Source organism: Streptomyces sp. NPDC023573 (assembly GCF_055559735.1).
Genome location: NZ_JBVHKB010000017.1, coordinates 42,502 through 67,457 on the forward strand (window position 1 = coordinate 42,502; position 24,956 = coordinate 67,457).

The window sequence follows — 24,956 nt, forward strand, 5'->3', positions numbered from 1 at the left end:
CGACCAAGGAGACCAAAGTGCCCGAGCTGGACAGGTGGGAGCTGCTGGTCAGGCGGGACGACGTCACCGTACGCCGGATCCGCCCGGTACCGAAGGACACCCTGAGGCCCGGCCAGGTCCGGCTCGCGGTCGAGACCTTCGGTCTGACCGCCAACAACGCCACATATGTACGCCTCGGCGACTCCGAACTCCCTTTCTGGGAGGCGTTTCCCGGTCCGCCCGGCTACGGAAGGGTGCCGGCCTGGGGATACGCCCGTGTCGAGGAGTCGAATCACCCGGACATCGCCGTCGGCGACCGTGCCTACGGCTATCTGCCGATGGGCACCCACGTCACGCTCATGGTGGAGCCCACCGAAACCGGCTTCGTCGAGAGCTCGCCCGAGCGGGAGTTCCTGCACCCCTGGTACCGGACCTATCTGTGGGCCGATGACAGCGACGTGGCGGACGAGCGGGCCACCCTGCTGCGTCCGCTGTTCTCCGCGGCGTACAACGTCGCCGACTGTCTCGTGCACCGCACGGACACCCCGCCCGTGTCCGAGTTCCTCGTCCACCGCGACGGCCCCGTGCCCCGGTCCGTGCTGATCACCAGCGCCTCGTGCAAGACCGCGATCGGCCTCGCCGGGCTGCTCGCGGGGCGGGAGGATCTCACGGTCATCGGCGTCACCTCTCCGCGCAACGAGGCGTTCGTCGCCGGACTCGGCCTCTACGACAGCGTCGTGACCTACGACAGCCTCGCCTCGGCCCCGGTCCAGGAGCCCGCGGTCCTGGTCGACTTCACCGGGCAGCCGGAACGGCTGGGCCAGGTCCACGAACACTTCGCGGGCGAGCTGGCCCAGACCCTGCTGGTCGGATACACGCACCCGGGCGCGCGGATCGAACCTCCGCAGGGGCTGCCCGGTCCGGTGCCGGAGATCTTCTTCACCCCGCCCGAGGAGGCGCGGATCATCGCCGCCGAGGGCGCCGAGAGCTACCTGGCCCGGTACGGAGCCGCCGAGGAACGGTTCGTGAAGGAATCCGCCTCATGGCTCTCCGTCCGGCGTCCGAAGGGCCCCGACGCGCTCCTGGAGGTCCTGGAGGCCCTGCTCGCCGGGGAACTTCCCGCGCACACCGGGACCGTCGTCAGCCCTTCCTGACCGCCCTGCCCCGTACGGCGGAGGGGCCGGAGCCCGGCCTCCCGGGCTCCGGCCCCTCCGCCGTACGTACCGCCTACGACAGGTCCGGGAGCAGCGCGGTCGCCCCCGGCTCGATGTCGCCACGGAACACTCCCCGCGGGTCCACCCGCCTGCGTACCGCGTCGACGGCACGCACCGCGTCGGCGTCGAGATGGCCCTGGGGCTGGCCCGCGGTCGCGACGAAGGTGGGCGCGGTACGGCCGGTGTCCCACGGCGCGAGTGCCGCCCGGACCTGAGCACAGTGCTCGTCGATGACCTCTTCGGTCATCCCCCCCACGGGCACACCGGCACCCGAGTAGGCGTACCGCGCATCGAGGTGGTTCAGCGCACCCCCTGCCGGATCCGGCTCCGCCAGCGCCCCGCCGAGCTGACGCAGCTCGCCGGCCACGAGTGCCGTGCCGGGCCGGTCCACCGCGCGCAGGAACGCCTGGACGCCCTTCGCCCCGAGCTCGCCGAGCAGGAAGTGGTCGCCGTGCACCGGTACGGGCTCCGGCGGGTCCATGTGCGTCTCGGGAACGTCGCAGGCGTCGGCCGTCCGCCAGGTGTCGAACACCGGCGTGGCCACGGCACGCAGCGGGGCGAGCAGTTCCTCGGCCTGACGCTCGGCGCGGGCCACCTCCGCCCCGGTACCGGCGACCACCACACCGTCCAGGCACAGCACCGGCCCCCGGGTGAGCACGGACGGCAGCTCCGGCAGCTCGGGCAGGTTCATCACCCGCACCGCCGTCGTCGCCTCCCGTGGCGCGGCCTCGGTCCACCGGCGCCACAGTTCGAGCAGCCGGGGGGCGTCGGAAACCGGCCAGAACGCCGCGCCCGTGACCACTTTCGCCACAGGGAACAGCGCGACCTCGACAGCTGTGACGACACCCAGGCCGCCACCACCACCGCGCAGGGCCCAGAACAGTTCCGGGTCCGACTCCGGGCCGGAACGCCGCAGTTCGCCGTCGGCGGTGACCAGCTCTACGGCGCGCACACTGTTGGCGGCCAGGCCGGCCTCGCGGCCGTAGAAACTCAGGCCACCCCGCAGCAGATAGCCGACGACCCCCACGTTCGGCGACGAACCGTGGGGCGCCGCCAGCCCGTGGGCAGCGGCCGCCTCGACCACCTCGCCCCACTGCGTACCGGCCGCCACCCGTGCCACCCGGCGTTGGACATCGATGCCGACCGGCTCCCGCAGCCGGGTGCGGATCAGCAGGGCGTCGTCCATGGGACGGGCGGACGCCGAGGAATGCCCTGTCGAGTGCACGCGCACCTTCAGGCCCTGTGCCGCGGCCGTCCGGACCGCGGCCCGGACGTCGTCGACACTGTGAGCCGTGACCGCGGCCGCCGGGCGCAGCGGGGCGTACAGGTTGAAGACCGCCGTCGCGGCGTCGTAGGCGCCCTCGCCGGGCAGGGCGAACCCGGCCCGGCGCTCATCCGGCGCGATCACGCCGGCTGCCCCGTGCGCTCGGCGGTGAGGATGACGAAGCTGCCCGGGCCCGTCTCGTGACGGATCGTCAGTCCGGCGTCCGTGAGCCACTGCCTGATCTCGTCCAGCTCGAACAGCAGCATGCCCGCGGGCCGGCTCGGGAAGTGGTGGCCGCCCTGGAAGTAGCGGTCGACCGGATCGTCGGCCCACCGGAACGTCAGCATGGTGAAGGTGCCCCCGGGCCGTAGGACACGGCCGATCTCGGAGATGGCCGTGGCCGCCTCCTCGGGGAAGGCCTGAAGCGCGTTCCAGCAGTTCACCGCGGCCAGCGTGCCGTCCCCGTACGGCAGGTCGAGGGCGCTGGCCATCACGGCCGGGACCTCGGGCAGCCGGGCACGCATCGCCGTCAGCATGGGGGCGCCCATGTCCTGGGCGAGCAGCCGGCCGGCGCCCACGGTCCTCGCGACCACGGCCGTCCACCTGCCCGCCCCGCACGCCAGGTCGAGCACGGGACCGTCCACCGGGTCGATGTGCGCGGCGAGATAGGCGTCCTCGTCGGCGGGCGAGACCTCATCGGCCCAGTTCATACCCGCGATCCGCAGGAACGCGGGACGCAGCACCGACTCGTAGTACAGCCCCATGCTGGGCATCTCGGAGAGCTTCTGGAGCAGGTCGGCGGTGACGTCCTCGGAGTCCTCCTGCGCACTGTCGCGGATGCCGGCCGACAGATCGAGCAGGCCCTGGGCGATCGGGTACGTCGTTGCGCAGGGGGCGCACCGGGCGCTGTCGGCTCCGAAGGAGAGGCCCCCGTGGCAGGACGGGCAGCGTAGCGCCCGGTCCAGCCGGGCGAACGCCTCGCCCGTCGGCACGGGGACCGTCACCGGCTCCGTCGCGGACGCGGGAATCGGGTAGGAGGTCTCCGCGGGGATGCCGTGCCGGACCGCCCAGTAGGCCCGCATACCCACGTACGCCAGCACGGTGCGGGTGTCGTTGTCCCAGTTGACGGTGGTCTGCTCGGGAGTGAGCTTGCCGATCCACTCCTGGTCGAAGCTCTGCTCGTCGTCGTCCAGCTGCCACACCGCGGGGGAGGGCCACACGCGGCCGAGGTCGGGACGGGCGGGGTCGAGGCGGCTCAGACAGCGCTCCAGCCGCGAGCGGTCGTGTTCGTCGAGTTCCAGATGCGCGGACGCGGCCAGTACGCGGTCGCGGTCGTCGGGGAAGTGCGCGAGGAGATAGAGCAGCGCGAGACCGAGCGGATCGTCCTTCGTGCAGCGCCCCAGTACGCTCAGGTACCGGTCGGCACCGGCGTGCACCGCGGTGCTCAGGGGGCCGTTCATGGCGGGGAACTCGGTCTGGACGAGCAGACCGAGCAGGATGGCGAGGTACCCCTTGCGGACGTCGTCCACCTCGTCGAGAAGTGTCACGAGGGCAGGGGTCAGAGCCGGTGCCCGGTCCGTCGGGCCGTCCGCGCTCCAGACAGCTCCGGCCAACCGCCCGAATTCTTCGGGCAACTGCTCGGGCGTCGCACGGGCGAAGGAACCGAGCAGCTCGACGACGGGCGGACGGGTGGTCGTCACAGTCATTGCGCAGCCTTTCAGGAGGACAAGGAGGACGAAGGTGCGGGAGCCGGCGCGACCAGCTTGTTGCGGCCGGCTCCCCGCGGCATCTCACCTATTGCGGTGTTCGCGGGGCACCGGGTCGCAACACGGGAACGGGGCGGGCCGTCGGTCCGGCCCGCCCCATTCCCGTGTTCATCGGTCCCTCCCGCGTGTCCGCCCCCTCAGGCGCGCACGAGAAGACCTCGTACTACTCCGCGGGCATCTCGACGAGCGGACGCACCTCGACACCGGCCTTGGCCGGCACGTGCGAGGCGATCGCGACCGCGTGGTCCCGGTCGCGTGCCTCGAGGATCATGAAGCCGGCCACGACCTCCTTCGCGCCGCCGAAGGGGCCGTCGGTGGTGACGCCACCACGGATCGACACGGCCTCCGTGCTCGCGAGCAGGGCCTGACCGTCGACGATCTCGCCGCCGAGCTCCACCAGCTTCTTGCCGAAGTTGTCGTGGGCCTCCAGCTCCTCGGGCGAGAGGTCCATCGGGTCGGCGGGCACGGGGGCGTAGAGAAGTACGGCGAACTTGGCCATGGGGGTCTCCTTCAATCTGTTTCAGTCGCACACCGACGACGGCCGTACCGCGCGCGGCCGCGGCGTCCTTACCGGACTCCGGTGCCACGTGCACGGCCTGCCGCGGCACGCACCCTTGACGCACCCGGCTCCGCAGCGGTGTTCACTTCCCCCACCGTTGCACGCCCGCCGGCCGTGTGTCTTCTTCCAACGTGCTCTTCCCCGGAGGACGCGGCGAGCGGGGCCGGTGCGGGAGCCAGGGTCACCGGGACACCGTTGAAAACGGCGTTCCCCGAAAGGCTGTCGGTGACCGAGTCGTCGGTGAGGGCATTGGCGTTGACCCCCGGATGCCCGGCGGCCACCCGCTGCGCGGAGCCGGCGTGGCCCCATCCGTGAGGCAGGCTGACCACGCCGGGCATGATCGCGTCGGTGGCTTCCACGGGTACGACGAGTTCGCCCGCTGCCGAGCGGACCCGGGCCCAGTCGCCCAGACCGTGGCGGGCCACGTCGGCGGGGTTGATGTGAAGCGTGCAGGTGTTGCTGCCGCCGACCAGGGCCGGCACGTTGTGCAGCCAGCTGTTGTTGGAGCGCAGCTGGCGCCGGCCGATCAGGACGGTCTCCGGCGCCGGGGACGTGAGACGCTCGCCCAGCCGCCGCACCTCCGGCTCCAGATCCGGGTGGGACAGGCGTACCCGTCCCGAGTCGGTGCTGGTCATCTCCGCCAGCCGGGGCTGCAACGGCCCCAGGTCGAGACCGCTCGGGTGCTCGCGCAGTTCGTCCAGCGACAGCCCGTACGGGCCGAGCTTCAGCATCGCGTCCAGGATGAGCTCGGGTCCGCTCTCGCCGGTGAGCCCGGCCCTCAGCACGTCCACGTCCTGCCCTTCGGCGGGTGACCCGGGTATCTGCACCCCTCCGGCCAGCAACTGACCGAGGATCATCTCGTCCAGCTGCGCGGGATCGGCGTCCGCCCCCTGCCCGGCGGCGATCAGGGACAGCCTGGCCAGGATGTGGGCCTCCGAGAGCTGACCGGGCTCCAGCGGGAGCGCCGGCGGGGAGAACCGCGTGTAGTTGCGCACAGTGACCGTCAGCAGCAGGAAGTCGTAGTGCGGCATCTGGAGCATGCGGGGCGGCGGCAGAATCACGTCGGCGTGCCGGGTGGTCTCGTTGAGGTAGGGGTCGACGCAGACCATGAAGTCCAGGTCCGCCAGGGCGCGCTCCAGCCTCGGCCCGCTGGGGGCGGAGACCACGAGGTTCCCGGCGACCGTCACCAGCGCCTTGATCTGCCCCTCGCCAGGGGTCTCCATCTCGTCGCAGAGTGTGGCCACCGGCAGCTCGCCGAGCGCCTCCGGCAGACCCCGCACGCGGCTGTGCCAGCGCCCCATGGTGAAGGGGCGCGGCCCCCAGGGGACCTCCATCGTCGCGGGCTTGGGAAACATCACCCCGCCGGGCCTGTCGAGGTTGCCGGTCAGCACGTTGAGGGCTTCGACGAGCCACTGGGTCAGGGTGCCGAAGTCCGCGGTGCACGTGCCCATGCGGGTGTACACCGCGGCGGTGGGCGCCGCGGCGAGCTCGCGGGCCAGTCGCACGATCTGCTCCGCGGGCACCCCGCAGACCGGCGCCACCGCTTCGGGCGTGAAGGGCGCGGCGTACGCCCTCAGATCCTCCAGGCCGTCGGCCTCGACCCGTACGGCCGTGAGCTCCTCGGCGAACAGCGTGTGCACCAGGGCGAACAGCAGAGCGGCATCGGTACCGGGCCGGACGAACAGGTGCTCGTCGGCGACGTCGGCGGTGCGGGTGCGGCGCGGATCGACCACGACGATCCGGCCGCCCCTGCGGCGCAGCGCCCTGAGCCGTCCGGGGAAGTCGGGGGCGGCGCACAGCGAACCGTGCGACACCAGCGGATTGGCACCGAGGATGAGCAGGAAGTCCGTACGGTCCAGGTCGGGCACGGAGATGGCGGTGCCGCTGCCGAACATCAGGCCGCCCGCGACGTGCTTGGGTATCTGGTCGATGGAGCTCGCACTGAAGAGGTTGGTGGTGCCCAGGGACTGTGCCAGCGGCCCGCGGTAGAGGATGCCGGCCATGGTGTGGAACGTCGGGTTGCCGAAGTAGGCGGCGAGCGCCTGGCGTCCGTGCTTCTCGATGACACCGTTCAGGCCCCGCTCGACGGTCCGGAACGCCTCGTCCCAGCCGACTTCCCGCCACTGGCCCCCCGTTCGCACCATCGGTGCGGTGAGCCGGTCGGGGTCCTCGTCGATCCGGCCGAGGCTGGCGCCCTTGGGGCAGATGTAGCCCTTGGAGAGCGGGTCGTCCGCGTCGCCTCGGACGCTCTGGACCCTGCCGTCGTCGTCGAGGGCGATCCGGAGCCCGCAGACGGCGTCGCAGATCGGGCAGGTGCGGTGCACGGTGGGCATCGGGACTCCCGGGGTCGCAGCGTGACGTCCGCAATGCCGGCGGACCGTACCAGGCCGGTCGACCGTCCCACCGCCGGTGCGGCTCCCGCATCTTCCTGATTGCGCGGCGGCTCGGCGGGCCGTGCGCCGGGCCGCCGCGCGGTACCACCGCAATCCGGGAGATGCGCCCCACGCGGGCGGGGCCGACTCTGACCGCATGACTGACTTCGAGGGCAAGACCGTATTGATCACCGGTGGCGGCAGCGGCATCGGTCTGGCGAGCGCCCGCAGACTCCTGGACGAGGGCGCGAACGTGGTGCTCGCCGGCCGTGGTGCCGACCGGCTCGCTGCCGCGGCGAAGGAACTGGACGCGGGCGAGCGGGTCCTGACCGTCCCGGCCGATGTGTCACGCACGGCCGACCTGGACACGCTCATGGCACAGGTCGAGGAGCGCTTCGGCCTCCTGCACGGGGTGTTCGCGAACGCGGGCGTCGGTCTCAACGCCCGTACCGCGGACGTGACCGAGGAAGCCTTCGACGAGGTGGTCGGCACCAACTTCAAGGGCACGTTCTTCACCGTGCAGAAGGCGCTGCCGCTGCTGGCGGACGGCGCGTCCGTCGTGCTGAACGCCTCGTGGCTGGTCCACCGGGGCATGGGCGCGGGTTCGGTGTACGCGGCCAGCAAGGCCGCCGTGCTCAACCTTCCGCGCACCCTCGCCCCGGACCTGGCCGACCGCGGCATCCGGGTCAACGTCATCACCCCGGGCCACATCCGGACCGAGATGTTCGACGCGGTCGCCCCGGTCGAGCAGGCACGCGAGTTCTTCCGCGGACAGGTGGCGCTGGGCCGCCTCGGCGCGGCCGGGGACATCGCGGACGCCGTCGCCTTCCTGCTGTCCTCCCGGTCGTCGTACATCACCGGCCAGGAACTCGTCGTCGACGGCGGCCTGGTCGGTTCCGTACCGAACTGACACCGGACGCGGACCTCTCCGCACCGAGCACCCGTTGGGAGAACTCGTATGAAGATCGGCCTGTCCATCGCGGACTTCGCCTGGGAGGGCGGACCGCCCCGTATGGCGCAGTCGCTCGCGGAGATGGCGCGCTCCGCCGACGACGCCGGATTCGACGTGATCGGGGTCGCCGACCACGTCTGGCAGGGGCCGCACATGGGCGGCCCCGAGATGCCGCAGCTGGAGTGCTTCACGACGCTGGGCGTGCTCGCCGCGCACACCCGGCGTTGCCGCCTGATGCCGCTGGTCGCCGGCGTGCACTTCCGCTCGCCCGCCCTGCTCGCCAAGTCCGTGACGACCCTGGACGTCCTCTCCGGGGGCCGGGCCTGCCTGGGCATCGGTACGGGCTGGTACGAGGAGGAGGCGGCCGGCCTCGGCCTCCCGTTCCCACCGCTGTCCGAGCGTTTCGGGATGCTGGAGGAGGCCGTTCAGGTCTGCCTGCGGATGTGGGACGGCGAGCGCGGCGACGAAAGTCCCTTCGAGGGACGCCACTACCGGCTGGAGCGGCCCCTGAACGTCCCGCAGAGCCTGACCCGGCCGCGCCCGCCGATCATGATCGGCGGCGGCGGCGAGAAGAAGACTCTGCGCCTGGTGGCCCGTTACGCCGACGCCTGCAACCTCTATCCGGGGCCGGACCTGGCCGGAAAGCTCGATGTACTGCGCGGGCACTGCGAGGCGGAGGGCCGTGACTACGACGCGATCGAGAAGACCTGCATCATGCCCTTCGAGATCGGTGCGGACGGCGACGGGGCGGGCGAACTGACCGAGCTGATGCACCAGCTCGGCGGACTGGGTGTGCAGACGGTGATCGGTATCGTCGCGGGCGCCGGACAACACCGCCAGATCGAGCTCATCGGCGACAAGATCATCCCTGCGGTGGCGGCCGCCTGAACCTCGTCGACCGCCGTGCATGCCGGTGCCCCGGTCCCCTCCGCACCGCGGAGGGGACCGGGGCACCGGCCTTTCTGAAGGGGCGTCCGGCCGAGGGGGGCGGCCGGACGCCCTGGGCGTGGGAGTGTTCCGTCGGGGCGCCGGCCGGGGCGGCGCCAGACCGCCGCTCGCCCCGCCGGTGTCAGTCGGGCAGCTGGACCGACAGGCCGTGACGGAACTCGTCGCGGGGGTCGTACCGCTGCTTGATCCGCCGCAGCCGCGGATAGTTGTCCTTGTAGTAGAGCGTGTGCCACGCGACGCCCGAGGTGTTCAGCGCGGGATCGGCCAGATCGGTGTCCGCGTAGTTGACGTACGAGCCGTCGTTGGCCTCGTCGGGCACCGGCACTCCGCCGGTCTCCGCGTAGACGTCGCGGTACATCGCCCGCAGAGCCGCGAGGTTCGCCTCGTCCTCCTCCTCGGTGGACCACACCGCCATGTAGGCCGCCTTGAGGACCGAGTCCCGCTGCGCGGTGGCCGTCGCGTCGGAGGCGACCGCGTTCACACGGCCCCCGTAGCCGATCAGGATCAGCTGGGCCGCCTCGGACCCCTCCGCGGTCAGATGACGGTGCAGAGTGGCGATCTGCCGGTCGGAGTACGCCTTGCGCAGATACGCCGCCTTGATCTTGATCCGGCGGGCGTCCGGGTTGCCCGGGTCGCCCCAGCCCGGGTACGAGGAGAAGTACAGCCATGGCTTGACCTGCTGCACACGGAACACCGGGGCCAGGTCCACCCCGGCGGCGATCTCCTCGAAGTAGGTGTCCATCAGCTTCTGGGCATCGGGTGCGTCGTCGTCGATCATCGCGCCGACGGTCAGCCCGAACCCCGAGCGGTGCGAACCGTGGAAGAAGCCGGTGATCTTCGTGTAGGGGGAGTCGGGGGCGCTGTTGCGTTCGAACCAGGCACCGAAGTTGCGCTGCAGCGTGCCGAACGCCTCCTCGGTCATACCGTCCCAGGACCACACGGCCATACCGCTGCGCCACTGGCCCGGTGCCCGGGGCAGCTGTGCCTGCGGTGGAGCCGACTCCGTGCCGGGTGTGCGCATCCAGAAGCGCGTCACCACCCCGAAGTTTCCGCCGCCACCACCGGTGTGTGCCCACCACAGGTCGTGGTGCGGGTCACCGGGATCGCGGGAGGCCACCACGGTGCGGACCGTGCCGTCAGCGTCGACGACCACGACCTCCACGGCCTCCAGGTAGTCGACCACCGAACCCAGGCTGCGGGACAACGGCCCGAAGCCGCCGCCGGTGATGTGGCCTCCGACCCCGACCTCGGGGCACTCGCCGGCCGGGATGGTCACGCCCCAGCCCTTGAACAGCACCCGGTACACATGGCCCAGCGTCGCGCCCGACTCGATCGCGAAGGCCCGGCGGTCTTCGTCGTAGAAGACCCGGTCCATCTCGGAGATGTCGAGCAGCACCTCGATACCGGAGGCGTTGAGGTTCTCGAAACCGTGTCCGCCACTGCGGACGGCGATCCGCTTCCCGGCCGCCACCGCCTCGGCCACCGCCGACCGCACCTGTTCGGTCGTGGTCACCACCCGGACGTAGTCGGGCCGGCCGGTGAACCGGTGGTTCGTGCCGCGCACCATGCTGGCGTAGCGCGGGTCATCGGCGGCTATCGTGGCCGTGCCGAGATCCGCGGTGTCCGTCTGAGACACGTCGGTCGTCCCTTCCTCATCCTCTGCTGCCCTGTGCACGGGCCGGCCGTGACCGTCGGCGGCACCCGGTCCCCGCCGACGGCGATGTGACCGGCCCGCCGCCCGGCCTCCTGCATCCTGGAGCCCATGGGAACGGGGACGCATCTTGCGGATTGCGCTGCCCCCGCACGCCGTGGCCGGTCCTCAGATCCGTACCGTGAGCGTGTCCTCGGTGAGCGGGCCCGTACCGAGCGCGTACGCGTTGTACGCGTCGAGGACGCGCTGGGCCTCGGCCTCCGCACGGGCGAACCGTTCGGCGACCGGCACTCCCTCGGTCAGCGCGTCCTGCATCGCTTCCATCATCACGATCTGGATGCCGTGCAGCCCTCCGGCCAGCGGGCCGTGCACATGCGCGGGTCCGGCGCGCAGGGCCAGCTGCTCCAGCGGCGCCCGGTGGTGGGGGTGCTCGTCGAACCAGCCCTCCCGCTCCAGGAGCGCGACCGACTCGTGGGTGACCGGCGCGGAACCGCTGGCCTTGTGCCAGAGGGCGACGCTGCGGGGGCTGCCGAGGTACTGCATGAACGCCAGCGCGCCCTCGCGGGACGCCTCGTCCAGCCCGTCGGCCAGCCACAGGGAGTCCCCGCCGATCCAGTTCCCGGCCCACGGCACGGTGTCGTTGTGCGGCAGCCGGCCGACCTCCAGGCCGAATCCGGCGTCCCGTGCCGCCCGGACCATGTAGTTGGCGTCGAAGGACGAGCTGAGCCGCAGCGCCACCCGCTGCTCGGCCAGTGCCCCGAAGGTGCCCGCCCAGTCCTCCGGAACCCCGGTGTGCAGGTAGTGGCCGTTGTGGTGCAGCCGCTGCCACCAGGCCACATACGCCAGCAGTTCCGGCGAGGTGAGACGGACCCGGCCGGACCGGCCCGAGTGGCCGTTGTCCGCGTCGGTGAGCACACCGCCCTGCTGGGCGAGCGCGTGCTGCATGAACTTGCCGTCGACCGGCCAGGCGATGCCGTGCTCCGGCCCGTCCGGCAGCGCGGTGACCGCCTTGCACGCCTGTTCCACCTCGGTCCAGCTGCGCGGGACACGGGGTGTCCCCGCCCGCTCCAGCAAGGTCGTGTTGGCGTAGAGCAGCATGGTGGACAGCGTCAGCGGCATCGAGGTGAAGTCGCCGTCGTACGTGTAGTACTCGCGCACTCCCTCCAGCACGTCGTCGAGCACGACCGGCTCGCCGAGGATCTCGGTGCGGCCGCCGATCGCACGCTGGACGGAGGTGAACAGCGGCGCACCGTCCGGCGTACGGGTGTCGCGGGCCAGCTGGGAGGCGCCCGAGTAGTACGAAGCGACGGCGGGGGCGGAACCGTTCGCCGCGGCGTGCGCGATCCGTGCGGGGAGTTCCTCGTACGAGTACCCCCGGATGACGATCCGGTACTGCGGGTGGGCCTTCTCGAACTCGGCGGCACGCGCCCGTACCGGTCCCAGGAAGTCCGGGAAGGGGAACTCGGAGAGCCATGCCTCGATCACGGTCGTGCCGGGACCTCCGGCGGCGCTCCGTGACCGGACGCTCGCGGCGTCGTCCGCTGCGGCGTCCGGCACGGCCGACGACGTGGCTGCACGGTGGCGGGGGCGCATGGGGCCTCCAGTCGGGGAAGTGGGCAGGGGCTCGGAACGGGGGCGGTGTCGAGTGCCCCTGCCCATCGTCACCACCCGCGCGAGGGCCGGCATCTCGATGATTGCTGACCTGCCCGGGGGCGGTGCGGCGCACCGCAATCCAGGAGATGCGGGCCCGTGCGGGCCGCTGTGACGCTGCCTCCATGCCGTGAGCCGGCACGACGGTGCACCGACGGGACGGATGGCAGCCCGGCGGGGTGTCCCGCCCGAGGAAAAGGATCCCGCGCAGCGATGACAGTGACCGCGAACGTTCCCGGGCAGGGCCTGGTCCTGCCGCCCGAGCCCGGCCTCACTCCCGACGACGTGGTCGGCCGGGCCGAGGCCATCGCCCGGTCCCTGATCTCCCGCCAGGCCGAGACCGAGCAGCGCACCTTCTACGCCCCCGACACCCACGAGGCGTTCACGGCGGCGGGCTTCTACCGGATCCTCGTCCCGCGGCGCTACGGCGGGTACGAGTTCGGCGTCGAGACGTTCATGAGGGTCGTGATGGCCCTGACCCGGGGCTGCCCCTCCACCGGCTGGATGTACTGCCTGGGGGCCGCCCACGCGCACGCGGTGGCCACGCTCTTCGAGGAACGGGTCCAGGAGGAGGTGTTCGCCTCCGGCGACTTCATCTGCCCCGCGACCGTCGCGCCCAGCGGCACCGCGGAACGTACCTCCGACGGCGACTGGGTGCTCAACGGCACCTGGAACTACTGCTCCGGCTCCCCGTACGCGACCCACTTCATCGGCCACACCCTGGTCACTCCCGAGCCGGGGGCCGAACCGCAGCCCATGATGTTCATCGCCCCTCGCGATCAGTTCCGCCGCCTGGACGACTGGGGGCAGCAGCTCGGCCTCAGGGGGAGCGGCTCGCACAGCATCACGGTCCAGGACGGCCGGATTCCGGGCCACTGGACCATGCCCATGCACCTCAGCCAGGCCACGATCACGGAGGGAACCCCGGGCCTCGCGCTCCACGGCAACCCGATGTACGGCGGCGGGCCCCTGAGCTTCATGGTCCTGGAGGACGCCGCCCTGGCCATCGGCATGGCCCAGGGCGCCCTCGACACGTACGAGGAACTGCTGCGTACCAAGCGCACCATCTTCCCGCCCGTGGTCGTCCGCAGCGAGGACCCCGACTTCCAGTTCTGGTACGGCGAGGCCGCCGGGCTCATCGCGTCCGCCGAGGCCGCCTTCCTGAACGCGATCCGGCAGTGGGACGAGGCCGCCGAGGCGGGGCCGGTGCAGTTCACCCCCGAGCGTGAACTCGGCATCATCACGATCTGCCGGGAAGCGGTGAGGATGAGCTGGCGTGCCGTCGAGAGCCATCTCTTCCCCACCGCGGGATCGAGCGCCGTCCGGCACGGTGAACGCATGGAGCGGGTGTGGCGGGACCTGTCCATGCAGCACAGCCACGCCGGAATCGCGGTCTTTCTGTCCGCGGTCGCCAACCGGGAATTCACGCGATCCAGATTTCCGCTCGCGCCGTGAAATGAGCAGCATTCCAGAAGACGTGCTGAACACGTCTGCAGTGGCATTCTCAGATATCCGACATGAGCGACGGAAAAATTCGAGTCCCAGAAATTCGAGGAGGCACCCGTGACGGGCGAAAAGACCGGTACGCGCGCGGTGGTACTCGGCGGGAGCATTGCCGGCCTTTTCGCCGCAAGAGTGCTTGCCGATGCTTACGACAACGTGCTCATCGTGGACCGCGACGTGCTTGCCGGGGTCGACGGCCCCCGCCGCAGTGCCCCCCAGGGCCGGCACATCAACGGCCTGCTGGCACGCGGCCAGGAGGTCATGGAGGAGCTGTACCCGGGCATCACCGAGGAGCTCTTCGCGGACGGCGTGCCCACCGGTGACCTGGCGGGCAACGTCCGCTGGTACTTCAACGGCAAGCAGCTCAAGCAGCAGAGCGCCGGCCTGGTCTGTGTGGCCGCCAGCCGGCCCATGCTGGAGCGCCACATACGCGAGCGCACCGAGGCCCTGCCCAACGTCTCCTTCCTCGAGGAGCACGACATCCTGGGCCTGGAGACCACTGCGGACCGCAGCCGGATCACCGGCGCCCGTGTCCGACGCGTCGGAGCCGGCAGCGCCGAGGAGGTCATCGCGGCCGACCTGGTCGTCGATGCCACCGGACGAGGCTCGCGTACCCCCGTCTGGCTGGAGGAGCTGGGCTACGGGCGGGTCGAGGAGGAGCGCAAGAAGATCGGCCTGGGCTATGTCACCCAGCACTACCGGCTGCTCGCCGACCCCTACGACGGCGACCTCTCCATCAACCCGGCCGCCTCGCCCGAGGTGCCGCGCGGCGCCATCTTCACCAAGACCGACGGCGACCGCGTCGAGCTCACCACGTACGGTCTGCTCGGCGACCACCCGCCGATCGACCAGCAGGGCCTCTACGACTGGGTCGGGACGCTGGCGGTCCCGGACATCCACCAGGCGCTCCAGCACGCCGAGCCGCTGGACGAGCCCGTCGCGTTCCGCTTCCCGACGACGCTGCGCCGCCACTACGAGAAGCTCGACCGCTTCCCGGACGGCCTGCTCGTCACGGGTGACGCGGTCACCTGCTTCAACCCGATCTACGCCCAGGGCATGACGGTCGCCGCGCTCTGCGCCCTGACCATCCGCGACCACCTGCACACCGGTGCCTCCCCGCAGCCGCTGCAGTACTTCCGCGACCTCGCCCACGACGTCGTCGACCCGCCGTGGGAGATGACCAACATGGTCGACCTCGGCTTCGCCGGGGTCCAGGGCGCGCGCACGCCACAGGTCCGCGTCGGGCAGATCTACCTGAAGCTCGTGCAGAAGGCAGCGGTGCTGGACGGAGAGGTCACCGCCGCCTACATGAAGGCCGCCGGCCTGGTCGCGCGTCCCGACTCGCTGATGAAGCCCGCACTGGTGCTGCGAGTCCTGTGGAACACCGCGCGCGGAATGGCGGGCGCCCTCACGGGCGGCGCGCAGCACAAGGCCCGCCCCGCTCCGGTACGTCCGGGAACCGACAACGACCGGTCCCGCAAGGACCTCGTCGCGAGCTGATCCCCGTACCGGGGCAACGAAGGGAGCAGGCGTGATCGAGGCAACCGAGGCCCCCGCGGTGTCCGGGGGAGCAGCACTCCTCACCCGTACGCACGACGGGCTCCGGCCTCTTCACGGCCCCCTCACCGACGAGCCGGTGTACCCGGTGTGCCGGACGTACCGGGTGAGCGGCGGTCTCGACGCGCAGGCACTGCGCACCGCCTGGCGGGCGGTGGTCCAGCGGCACGACGTGCTGCGGACCGCCTCCGCCGCCTACCGCGGCACCGACCCCGTCGCACGGTTCGGCGTCGTGCGCCTGCGCCCCCGGGAACACCTCGTCACACTCCAGCTGCCCCAGGCGCTGACCGACGAGCGGTCACTGGCCGTGCTGATGCGTGAGATCGCCGCGTACTACGCCGCCGTCGCCCACGCCCGCCCCCTGCCCGGCGCACTGGCCCGGCCAGCGGCCCAGTACGCCGGGTCCGCCGCGCTGCACCGCGAACAGGAGAAGCACCCGGGCCACCCCGGGCTCCTGGACTGGTGGGTCGGCAACCTGACTCCGCTGCCGGCACTGCTCGACCTGCCCACCGACCGGGGACGCCCCGTCGTGCTGTCCGAACGCGGCGGCGCCGTGCGGTTCGACTGGGGCGCGGCCACGGCCGCACGCATGACGGCCCTGTGCCGGGCCGAGCGGACCACGCCGTACGTGGTCCTGCTGGCGGCGTACCAGGCACTGCTGGGCCGCCTGGGAGGCCTCGGCGAACTCACCGTGGGCGTACCGGCGACGCTACGCCCCGCGGGACCGCTGTTCGCCGACGTCGTCGGGCCCTTCCGTAACCACCTCGTCCTGCGCGCCGACCTCAACGGCCGGCCCTCCTTCCGCGAACTGCTGGGGCGTACGGCACTGCGGGTACGGGATGCCTTCGACCACCGCGAACTTCCCTTCGGACAGCTGGTGCGGGCGCTCGGCCCCGGCCTTCCCCGGCTGCCGCACCGGATTCCGCTGTGCGAGGCCATGTTCGCCTTCGAGGACGCCCCGGACTGCGAACTGCGGCTGCCGGGCGTGAGCGTGGTCCGCGGGCCGGCGGACGACACGACCGCGAGGACCGGCCTCACCCTGACCTTCCACCGGACGGGGAGCACCGTCGCCGGGGCGCTGGAGTACAGCGCCGCGCTTCTCGACCGGGACTCGGCCACCTCCGTGCTCGACCAGCTGCGCACACTGCTCAGGGCGGCGCTCGACGATCCGGGCACACCGCTCGACGACCTGCCCCGTGCCCCCCGCGGCCGTAACGCTTCCGGCGGGAGACCGGTCCACGAACTGGTGCGGGCCGTGGCCCGCACCGCGCCGGACTCGGTGGCCGTGGACACCGGCACCGGCTCGCTCAGCTACAGCGGACTCCAGGCCCGCGCGGCGGCTGTCACCCGGAAGCTGCGGGAGACCGGTGCCGGCGCCGGCACCCCTGTCGCAGTGCGGATGGCCAACGGCCCGGACCGGGCCGCGGCCCTGCTCGGCGTCTTCGCCGCGGGCGCCTACGCGGTCTGTCTGAACCCGGCCAAGCGCCGGAGCGGTGACCGCGACCGGGAGGCGCTGGCCGGCGCCGAACCGTTCTGCCTCCTCGCCGACCCCGGCGGCGCGGACGACACGCTGCTGACCTGGTACCGGGACGAGCTCGGCGGCCAGGTCATGGAGCCCGCCTCCCTCGCACCCGTGCCCGGCACGGCACAGGACGGCCGCGCGGCCGAGCAGACCGGTGACCCGTGGGCGTATCTGACGTACACCTCGGGCTCCACCGGAACGCCCAAGGGCATCCCGCAGACCCAGCACACCCTGTCGCAGTTCGTCGGCTGGTTCGCCCGGGAGTTCCGCGTCGGCGCGGGTTCGCGGGTCGCGCAATGGGCTTCCCCCGGCTACGACGCGAGCCTCGTGGAGATGTTCGCGGCCCTCGCCTCGGGCGCCACCCTGTGCCCGGTGCCCGACCGGATCAGAGCTCACCCCGAGAAGCTGGCCGCCTGGCTCCGCACGGAGCGGATCACCCACTTCCAGACCGTTCCGAGCTTCGCCAGGGCACTGCTGGGCGCCATCGGCGGCGAGGGGCACCGCCCCACGGAACTCGGACACCTCCTGCTGGCGGGCGAACCGCTGCCCGGAGAACTGGCCAACGCGCTGCGCGCGGCCCTGCCCGGGGCACGGCTGGTCAACCTCTACGGCGCGACCGAGACGATACTGGCGACCTGGCACGAGATCACCGGCCACCAGAAGACGACGGTCCCGGCCGGGCTGCCCATCCCCGGACGCCGCATCCTGATCCTGGACGAGCACGACCGGCCCTGCCCGGCCGGAACCACCGGCAGCATCGTCGTGCACAGCCACTGCGTCACCCCCGGCTACGTCGGCGGCGGCCCGCGGCACGACGACGCGTTCCGCCCCGTGGACGAGCCCGCGGGGACATGGCCCGCGGGCGGGCGGTACTACCGCTCCGGCGACCTCGGGCGGCTGCGCCACGACGGCGTGCTGGAGTTCGCCGGCCGCAGCGACTCCCGGATCAAGTTCTGCGGCGTGCGCATGGAGCTGACGGACATCGAGGCGGCCCTGACCGCCCACGAGTCGGTGGCCGACTGCGCCGTCGTCGCACACACCGGCCCCGACGGACTGGTGTCCCGCCTGATCGCGTACGTGGTGCCGGGCCCTTCCCCGCACCCGGAGGCCGACGCCACCCCGGCCGTCTGGCGGGCCGTACTGCGCCGCAGGTTCGGCGAGTCGATGCTTCCCGTCGCCTTCAGGGCACTGACCGAACTGCCGCGAAACGCCGGCGGAAAGGCCGACCGGCGCTCCCTGGCGGCCATGGACCGTGCCGCGGGGTGAACAGCGCCATGTGCTCCGCCCCGAAATACCAATGCCATCGCAGTCCTACCGAACCAATGATGAGGTGAGAATCGTGACCATTGTCGAGGCCGAACTCTCGGTCGATTCCGATGGGGCCACTGTCCAATTCGACGGAGAGACCTTGGACATTCCCGCGGTACGACGGGTTGCGGAGAACCAGGCACCCGTCGACGTGGCCCCGGAGGCGCTGGCCAAAGCAGCCGCGAGCCGCCGGGTGTTCGAGGACATCGTGCGCTCGGGTGAGCCCGTCTACGGAGTCACCACCGGCTACGGCGAGATGATCTACATGCTGGTACCCACCTCCAAGGAGGTGGAACTGCAGACCAACCTGGTGCGCAGTCACAGCGCCGGCGTCGGACCGCTGTTCGCCGAGGACGAGGCGCGGGCGGTACTCGCCGCACGCCTCAACGCCCTGGCCCGCGGCTACTCCGCCGTCCGCCCGGAGCTGCTGGAGCGACTCGCGCTCTACCTCAACCTGGGCATCACCCCGGCGATCCCGGAGATCGGTTCACTCGGCGCGAGCGGCGACCTCGCGCCGCTCGCCCATGTCGCCACCTCGCTCATCGGCGAGGGCTACGTCCTTCAGGACGGCGTCCGCACCGAGACCGGCGCCGTGCTGCGCCGGCACGGCATCGAGCCGCTGCAGTTGCGGTTCAAGGAGGGCCTGGCACTGATCAACGGCACTTCCGCCATGACGGGCGTCGGCTCCCTCGTCGTGGGCCAGGCCTTCGAGCAGGTACGGCAGGCCGAGATCGTCACCGCACTCGTCCTCGAAGCCCTGCAGGGTTCCACCAGCCCCTTCCAGGCCGAGGGCCACGACCTGGCCCGCCCGCACCAGGGCCAGATGGACACCGCGGCCAACATGCGCGCCCTCCTCCAGGGCAGCGGACTGGCCCTGGAACACGCCGAACTGCGTCGTCAGGCCCAGGAGCAGAAGACCGGCAACGGCGTGGACCGCACAGAGGTCTACCTTCAGAAGGCCTACACCCTGCGCGCGATCCCGCAGGTCGTCGGCGCGGTGCGCGACACCCTGTACAACGCGCGGCAGACGCTGGAGATCGAGCTCAACTCCTCCAACGACAACCCGCTGTTCTTCGAGGGCAAGGAGATCTTCCACGGGGCGAACTTCCACGGCCAGCCGATCGCGTTCGCCATGGACTACGTCACGATCGCGTTGACCCAGCTGGGTGTCTTCTCCGAACGCCGCACCAACCGGCTGCTCAACCGGCACCTCAGTGACGGGCTGCCCGAGTTCCTCGTCAAGGGCGACCCGGGCCTCAACAGCGGTTTCGCCGGCGCGCAGTACCCGGCGACCGCGCTCGTCGCCGAGAACCGGACCATCGGCCCCGCCAGCACCCAGAGCGTGCCGTCCAACGGCGACAACCAGGACGTCGTCAGCATGGGCCTGATCGCCACCCGCAACGCCCGCCGGGTTCTCCGGAACAACACCAGGATCCTTGCCGTGGAGACCCTCGCCGCAGCCCAGGCGGTCGACCTGTCCGGCCGCTACGACCGGCTCAGCCCGGCCGGCAGGGCCGCCTACAACAAGATCCGCTCGCTGGTTCCCACCTTGGACCGCGACCGCTTCATGTCCGACGACATCGAGCTCATGGCCGCCGCGCTGTCCCGCGGCGAGCTCCTCGAAGCCGCCTCGCAGAGCGGGACCGCGCTGCTCTGACCCGCCGTCACCGGCACCCTCGCGAACACACCGCACAGCAGACCGGAGCGGAACCGGCCTGCTGTGCGGCCCTTTCACCACTCCACGCGCACCGTATTGGGGACTTCATGAGCATCCCGCTCTCCTTCAACCAGGAATTCCTGTGCATGTTCGACCAGGGCGACGAGGAGGGGCCGTTCGGTCCCCGGTACAACATCGTCGGCGGCTGGCGGCTGTACGGAAAGATCGACACCGCCGCCCTCCAGGAGGCCCTGAACGACGTCGTCGTACGCCACGAGGGCCTGCGCACCTCCATCGTCCGCAACGCCGAGGGCCGCCGCCAGGAGATCCTCCCCGCCGGCCCCGTCGACCTGGAGATCCGCGAGTTGCCGGACACCGCTCCCGAGGCGCGCGAGCGCCGCGCGGAGGAGCTCCTCATCGACGTCGAAGGAAGCCTCTACGGCGTCACCCGGATGCCGCTGCTGCACGCTGTGCTCGGCCGCTTCGACGAGCAGGACGCCGTCCTGGCACTCATCGCCCACCACACGGCGGTCGACGAGGTCTCCATCCAGCTGATCACCAGGGACCTCGCCGCCTACTACGCACACCGGAGCGGACGGGAGGCCCCGCAGCTGCCCGAGGCCGCCCAGTTCCAGGAGTTCGCCGTCTGGGAGCGGGAGCGCTTCGCCCCGGACTCCGCCCCCGCCGTCAAGGCCCGCGCCTACTGGCACGAGAAGCTGGCCGGCTCGGTCATCACCGGCCTCCCCACCGACCACCCCAAGTCCGCCGGGATCGAGAAGACGACCGCTGTCCACCGCTTCCTCGTCGACGAGGAACTCACCGACGCCACCCTCGGCCTCGCCAGGTCGACCCGCAGCACCGCGTTCATGGTCCTGCTCGCCGCGTACAAGGTCTTCCTGGGCGAACTCACCGGCGCCCAGGACATCGTCGTGCCCACCATGTCCGCGGGCCGCGGCCCCCAGCGGTTCGAGAACACCGTCGGAGCGTTCTTCAACTTCGTTCCGCTGCGCACCGACATCTCCGGCTGCGACACCTTCCGCGAGGTCATCGCGCGAACCCGCACGACCTGCTTCAAGGCGTACGCCAACGAACTGCCCTTCGGCCAAGTGGTGGCCGAGGCACCCGAGGTCGCGGCCACCTTCGGCGCGGACGACCTCGGTGTCTTCGCCTTCCAGGTGTTCCAGTTCCCGGCCACGGAACGCGAGCCGGCCGGCGACCTCCGGTACTCCGAGATACGCCGTCGAGTCCTGTCCCAGTCCGTGAGCACCGACATTCCCGACGGGGCGATGCTCCAGCTGGCCGTCGACCCCACGTCCGGCGAGATGATCGGACACCTGGGCTACAACACCAACATCTACGACGCGGCGACCATGGCCGGACTGGCCGCCCGGTTCGTCACCTCCCTGCGGGCCACCGTCGGCGCCCCGGACGCGCCCCTGCGCCGTACCTGAAACCACGAGGAGAGCGCCGGCCGGGGCGACCCCGGCCGGCGCTCTCCCCGTGCCGCCTCAGCCTTCCATCAGCCCGTTCCGCGCCCCGCGCAGCTCATCGAACGAGGACAGGTCCGGCACGGTCCAGCCGTCCAGGTCGTACTCGCCCAGGCACTCGTCGACGAACGCCTTGTAGTTGTCGACCTGCCCGTTCGCCATCTGGGAGAACAGCAGCTCCACCCGGGTGTTCTCGTGGTTGCCCGCGTAGTTGCGCTCGTACAGCTCGTGCCGGCCGCCGAACTCCGTACCGACCGAGTCCCACAGCAGCTTCATCACCTTGACCCGGTCCACGGCCTCGGTCCCGTGCGAGCCGCGCAGGTACTTGTCCAGATAGGGCCGGATCTCCGGGTTCCTGAAATCCTCCGCACTGGAGTTGACGTAGATCAGACCGCTCGCCACATCCTGCTGGATGATCTCCTTGATCCGCGGATAGCCGATCTGCATGAACCACCGGTACGCCATCCCGTACTGAGGATTGGGCAGTACCGCTCCATTCGTCCATTCCACAGGATTGCGCGCGGCCGCGTCGGAGAGCGCCCAGAAGAGATTGCGCCAGGCGAGCACTTCACCGACCCGGGCCTGCACCCCGCGGAAATCCTTCGTCCCGGTGATCTCCAGTGCCTTGATCAGCAGGCCCGCGATGAATTCCAGCTTCACCGCCAGCCGGGTGCAGCCATGAAAGGTGAAACGCTCGACGAATCCGGAACGGGCGGTGAACGTCTGGATCTTCCCCAGATGCCCGTAGATGAAGACGTTCTCCCAGGGAATGAGAACCTTGTCCAGCACGAGAATCGTGTCGTTCTCGTCCAGCCGGGAGGAGAGGGGATAGTCGAAAGGACTGCCCATCACCGACGCCGTGGCACTGTAGGAGGGGCGGCAGATCAGCTTCATCCCCGGTGCGTCCATCGGCACCGTGGCCACCAGCGCGAACTCCCGCTTCTTGATCGGAAGCCCGAAATGAGCGATGAAATTGTAGTGGGCCAGTGCGCTTCCGGTGGCCACCACCTTCGCACCGCTGACCACGAGACCCGAGTCCGTCTCCTTCTCGACGTGGATGAACACGTCCTTGACCTCGTCCGGGGGCCGGTCCCGGTCCACCGGCGGATGCACGATCGCATGGTTCCAGAACAGGACCTTCTCCTGCGACTCCCGGTACCAGCGCCGCGCGTTGTCCCCGTACGGCTCGTAGTAGCCGGCGTTCGCCCCCAGTGTTCCGAGGAACGACGCCTTGTAGTCGGGGCTGCGCCCCATCCATCCGTAGCTCTGCCGTGCCCAGCCGGCTATCGCACGCTGGTCCGCGACCAGGTCCTCGGCACTGTGCGGAGTCCTGAAGAAGCTGTGGGTGTACCCGTCGCTGCCGGTGTCGGTGGGCCGGGTCAGAACGCCCCGCTGAGCCGGGTCGTGCAAAGAGTCGTACAACCGCGCCGTCATACGGATGGGATTGCGGAACGCCGGATGCGTGGTGACGTCCTTGACACGCTCGCCGTACAGGTAGATCTCGCGGTCGTCACGCAGGCTTTCGATGTATTCGTCCCCCGTCAACGGACGGGTCTTCCGCCGCTCCTCGGATGGGCCTGCGGGATTGTCCTGACGCTCGGTCATCAGATTGCGTCCCGTTTCCTCGTCGGCAAGGGCAATGCGGCCATGGTCGCAGCTGCCGACCTCCCCGGCTTCTCTGATATTGCGGCGTGATTCGAGCCGGGTCTCCGGCCGTACCGACCTGCGCACACGTCGCAATCCAGAAGATGCAGGCACTTCGAGCGGGCTGCGACGGTCGGTCACGAGTATCGCCGGACGGCCATTTCCGGGCCGCCGGCGGTGGTGCGTCTTTTCCAGGAGGACATGGTGTTGACAACCGATGTGCCGACGCGGGAACAACTGGTCCGCCGCGCCGCCGAACTGCGCCCGCTGCTGGTGAAGCACGCGGCCTGGGCGGAGGAGAACCGTCGCGTCCACGACGAGGCGATCGAGGCGCTCGACGACGCCGGCATCTTCCGGATGAGGCTGCCCGCCCGTCACGGCGGCTTCGAGAGCGACGCCCGCACCATGGTCGAGGTGGCATCCGAACTCGGCCGGGCGGACGGCTCCACGGCGTGGACCGCGTCCGTCTACTGGATTCCGGGCTGGATGGCCGGGCTCTTCCCCGACCCGGTCCAGGACGAGGTGTTCGCCTCCCCCGGTGTACGGATCTGCGGAACACTCAGCCCCGGCGGCATGGCGGCCCCCACCGACGGCGGCGTCGTCGTCAACGGCCGGTGGAAGTTCATCAGCGGCGCGCTGCACGCCCACTGGCAGATCATCGTCGCCGTCCAGCCCACTCCCGAGGGCGCCCCGATGCCGGTCATGGCGCTCGTGCCCATGTCCGACCTCACCATCGTCGACGACTGGCACACCTCGGGTCTCAAGGGCACCGGCAGTGTCACCACCGTCGCCCAGGACGTGTTCGTGCCCGCCGCACGCGTCCTTCCGCTGCCCGTCGTCGTGCAGGGCCAGGGCGGGGCATCGCAGGCGGGCGCAGACTCGCCGCTGCACCGCCCGCCGCTGCTGCCCGTCGCCTCCGCCTCGTCCGTCGGGGCGGTCCTCGGCCTCGCCAGGGCCGCCGGTGAGGCATTCTTCCAGCGACTGCCCGACCGCAAGATCACCTACACCGACTACGCCTCCCAGAGCGAGGCGCCGCTGACACACCTCCAGGTCGCCGAGGCCACCCACAAGACCGACCAGGCAGAGTTCCACGCCCTGCGTCTGGCCGACCTCGTCGACTCCAAGTCCGCCTACAGCCTCCCCTGGACGCTCCAGGAGCGGGTCCGCGCCCGCGCCGACCTCGGCGCCGTCTGCCGGCTCGCCAAGGAGGCCGTCGACATCTTCCAGACGGCCAGCGGCGGTTCCTCGATCTACTCCGACGTACCGATCCAGCGGATCTCCCGCGACGTGCAGGCGGTCAACCTGCACGCGCTGATGCACCCCGACACCAACGACGAGCTGTACGGCCGGGTCCTGTGCGGGCTCGACCCCAACACGCTCTACATCTGATCCTCCCGCGCCGGGAGGCGCACCCCATCACCGGCCGGCCCAGCCCACCGACAAGGGAGCACCATGACCGTCACCACCGACACGATCAGTACCGACGTCACCGTCACCGAGACCGACAGGGCGGCCGTCGTCGCCGTCCCCGGGCGTATCGTCGCGGCCTGGGCCTCGTACGACGCCGCCGCCTTCGCGGAGATCTTCACCCCGGAGGGCAGCATGATCCTGCCGGGTGCCTACCGCAACGGCCGGCAGGAGATCCGGGAGTTCATGACCGCCGCCTTCCAGGGCCCCTTCAAGGGCACCCAGGTCGTCGGCCGGCCGCTGGCCCTGAACTTCATCCGCCCCGACGTGGCCCTGGTCATCACCCAGGGAGGGATCCTCGGCCCGGGCGAGACCGAGGTCTCCGACGCCCGCGCCGTGCGTTCCACCTGGGTCATCAGCAAGGAGAGCGGCGAGTGGCTGCTCGCCGCCTACCAGAACAGCCCTCGCGACGCCGCCTGACCCGCCCGCACCCCGCGCCACGACCGCGCCCCCGGC

The 24,956-nt window shown here is 71.0% G+C and carries 17 protein-coding genes; 10 read left to right on the forward strand and 7 right to left on the reverse strand.

The features are described 5' to 3' along the window. Positions 1-17: 17 nt before the first annotated feature. Positions 18-1,133 (forward strand): DUF2855 family protein, encoded by a 1,116-nt coding sequence (locus tag ACZ32T_RS34860; RefSeq protein WP_467371410.1) that lies wholly within the window; start codon positions 18-20, stop codon positions 1,131-1,133. A 73-nt stretch (positions 1,134-1,206) separates the two neighbouring features. Here the strand turns inward: ACZ32T_RS34860 and ACZ32T_RS34865 are convergent, their stop codons facing one another. The 4 genes from ACZ32T_RS34865 to ACZ32T_RS34880 all read right to left on the reverse strand — a co-directional run bounded on the left by ACZ32T_RS34865 (position 1,207) and on the right by ACZ32T_RS34880 (position 7,115). After that, complete coding sequence (locus ACZ32T_RS34865) at positions 1,207-2,601, reverse strand: FAD-binding oxidoreductase (RefSeq protein ID WP_467371412.1); 1,395 nt, start codon at positions 2,599-2,601, stop codon at positions 1,207-1,209. Then, positions 2,598-4,163, reverse strand: a complete 1,566-nt coding sequence (locus tag ACZ32T_RS34870; protein ID WP_467272968.1) for a methyltransferase domain-containing protein — start codon at positions 4,161-4,163, stop codon at positions 2,598-2,600. The genes ACZ32T_RS34865 and ACZ32T_RS34870 overlap by 4 nt, the downstream gene beginning before the upstream one ends. 223 nt (positions 4,164-4,386) lie before the next feature. After that, positions 4,387-4,722, reverse strand: a complete 336-nt coding sequence (locus tag ACZ32T_RS34875) for a YciI family protein (RefSeq protein ID WP_467272969.1) — start codon at positions 4,720-4,722, stop codon at positions 4,387-4,389. A gap of 68 nt (positions 4,723-4,790) precedes the next feature. Continuing rightward, complete coding sequence (locus ACZ32T_RS34880; protein WP_467371414.1) at positions 4,791-7,115, reverse strand: molybdopterin-dependent oxidoreductase; 2,325 nt, start codon at positions 7,113-7,115, stop codon at positions 4,791-4,793. A 196-nt stretch (positions 7,116-7,311) separates the two neighbouring features. Here ACZ32T_RS34880 and ACZ32T_RS34885 point away from each other — a divergent pair, with 196 nt between their 5' ends. Together ACZ32T_RS34885 and ACZ32T_RS34890 are read left to right on the forward strand one after the other, a co-directional pair. Next, a complete protein-coding gene (locus ACZ32T_RS34885) occupies positions 7,312-8,064 on the forward strand; it encodes an SDR family NAD(P)-dependent oxidoreductase (RefSeq protein WP_467272971.1) in 753 nt (250 codons plus the stop codon). Between the two features lie 48 nt (positions 8,065-8,112). Further along, entirely contained in the window at positions 8,113-8,994 is an 882-nt protein-coding gene (locus ACZ32T_RS34890; RefSeq protein WP_467272972.1) for an LLM class F420-dependent oxidoreductase, read from the forward strand. A gap of 181 nt (positions 8,995-9,175) precedes the next feature. Here ACZ32T_RS34890 and ACZ32T_RS34895 read toward each other — a convergent pair whose 3' ends face one another. Next, the gene (locus tag ACZ32T_RS34895) at positions 9,176-10,690 is read right to left on the reverse strand and encodes an FAD-binding oxidoreductase (RefSeq protein WP_467371416.1); all 1,515 of its coding nucleotides are present in this window, start codon (positions 10,688-10,690) and stop codon (positions 9,176-9,178) included. 183 nt (positions 10,691-10,873) lie between these two features. Further along, complete coding sequence (locus ACZ32T_RS34900) at positions 10,874-12,298, reverse strand: extracellular solute-binding protein (RefSeq protein ID WP_467371418.1); 1,425 nt, start codon at positions 12,296-12,298, stop codon at positions 10,874-10,876. 270 nt (positions 12,299-12,568) lie between these two features. Between ACZ32T_RS34900 and ACZ32T_RS34905 the strand changes: the two genes are divergently transcribed. The 5 genes from ACZ32T_RS34905 (at position 12,569) to ACZ32T_RS34925 (ending at position 21,353) form a co-directional block, all read left to right on the forward strand. Beyond that, entirely contained in the window at positions 12,569-13,810 is a 1,242-nt protein-coding gene (locus ACZ32T_RS34905) for an acyl-CoA dehydrogenase family protein (RefSeq protein ID WP_467371420.1), read from the forward strand. A 108-nt stretch (positions 13,811-13,918) separates the two neighbouring features. After that, positions 13,919-15,358, forward strand: coding sequence for an FAD-dependent oxidoreductase (locus ACZ32T_RS34910; protein ID WP_467272976.1), 1,440 nt, complete (start codon positions 13,919-13,921; stop codon positions 15,356-15,358). Positions 15,359-15,389: 31 nt separating this feature from the next. After that, entirely contained in the window at positions 15,390-18,203 is a 2,814-nt protein-coding gene (locus ACZ32T_RS34915) for a non-ribosomal peptide synthetase (protein ID WP_467371422.1), read from the forward strand. 73 nt (positions 18,204-18,276) lie between these two features. Then, positions 18,277-19,902 (forward strand): tyrosine 2,3-aminomutase, encoded by a 1,626-nt coding sequence (gene cmdF / locus ACZ32T_RS34920; RefSeq protein WP_467272978.1) that lies wholly within the window; start codon positions 18,277-18,279, stop codon positions 19,900-19,902. A gap of 107 nt (positions 19,903-20,009) precedes the next feature. Then, a complete protein-coding gene (locus tag ACZ32T_RS34925; protein ID WP_467371424.1) occupies positions 20,010-21,353 on the forward strand; it encodes a condensation domain-containing protein in 1,344 nt (447 codons plus the stop codon). Between the two features lie 57 nt (positions 21,354-21,410). On the opposite strand, the gene ACZ32T_RS34930 is transcribed toward ACZ32T_RS34925, so the two are convergent. Then, positions 21,411-22,994, reverse strand: a complete 1,584-nt coding sequence (locus tag ACZ32T_RS34930) for a 4-hydroxyphenylacetate 3-hydroxylase family protein (RefSeq protein ID WP_467272980.1) — start codon at positions 22,992-22,994, stop codon at positions 21,411-21,413. Positions 22,995-23,237: 243 nt separating this feature from the next. Here ACZ32T_RS34930 and ACZ32T_RS34935 point away from each other — a divergent pair, with 243 nt between their 5' ends. Together ACZ32T_RS34935 and ACZ32T_RS34940 are read left to right on the forward strand one after the other, a co-directional pair. Then, on the forward strand, positions 23,238-24,422 hold the full coding sequence (locus ACZ32T_RS34935) for an acyl-CoA dehydrogenase family protein (protein WP_467273000.1): 1,185 nt from the start codon (positions 23,238-23,240) through the stop codon (positions 24,420-24,422). A gap of 63 nt (positions 24,423-24,485) precedes the next feature. After that, entirely contained in the window at positions 24,486-24,920 is a 435-nt protein-coding gene (locus ACZ32T_RS34940; RefSeq protein ID WP_467272981.1) for an SgcJ/EcaC family oxidoreductase, read from the forward strand. The last annotated feature ends 36 nt before the right edge of the window (positions 24,921-24,956 follow it).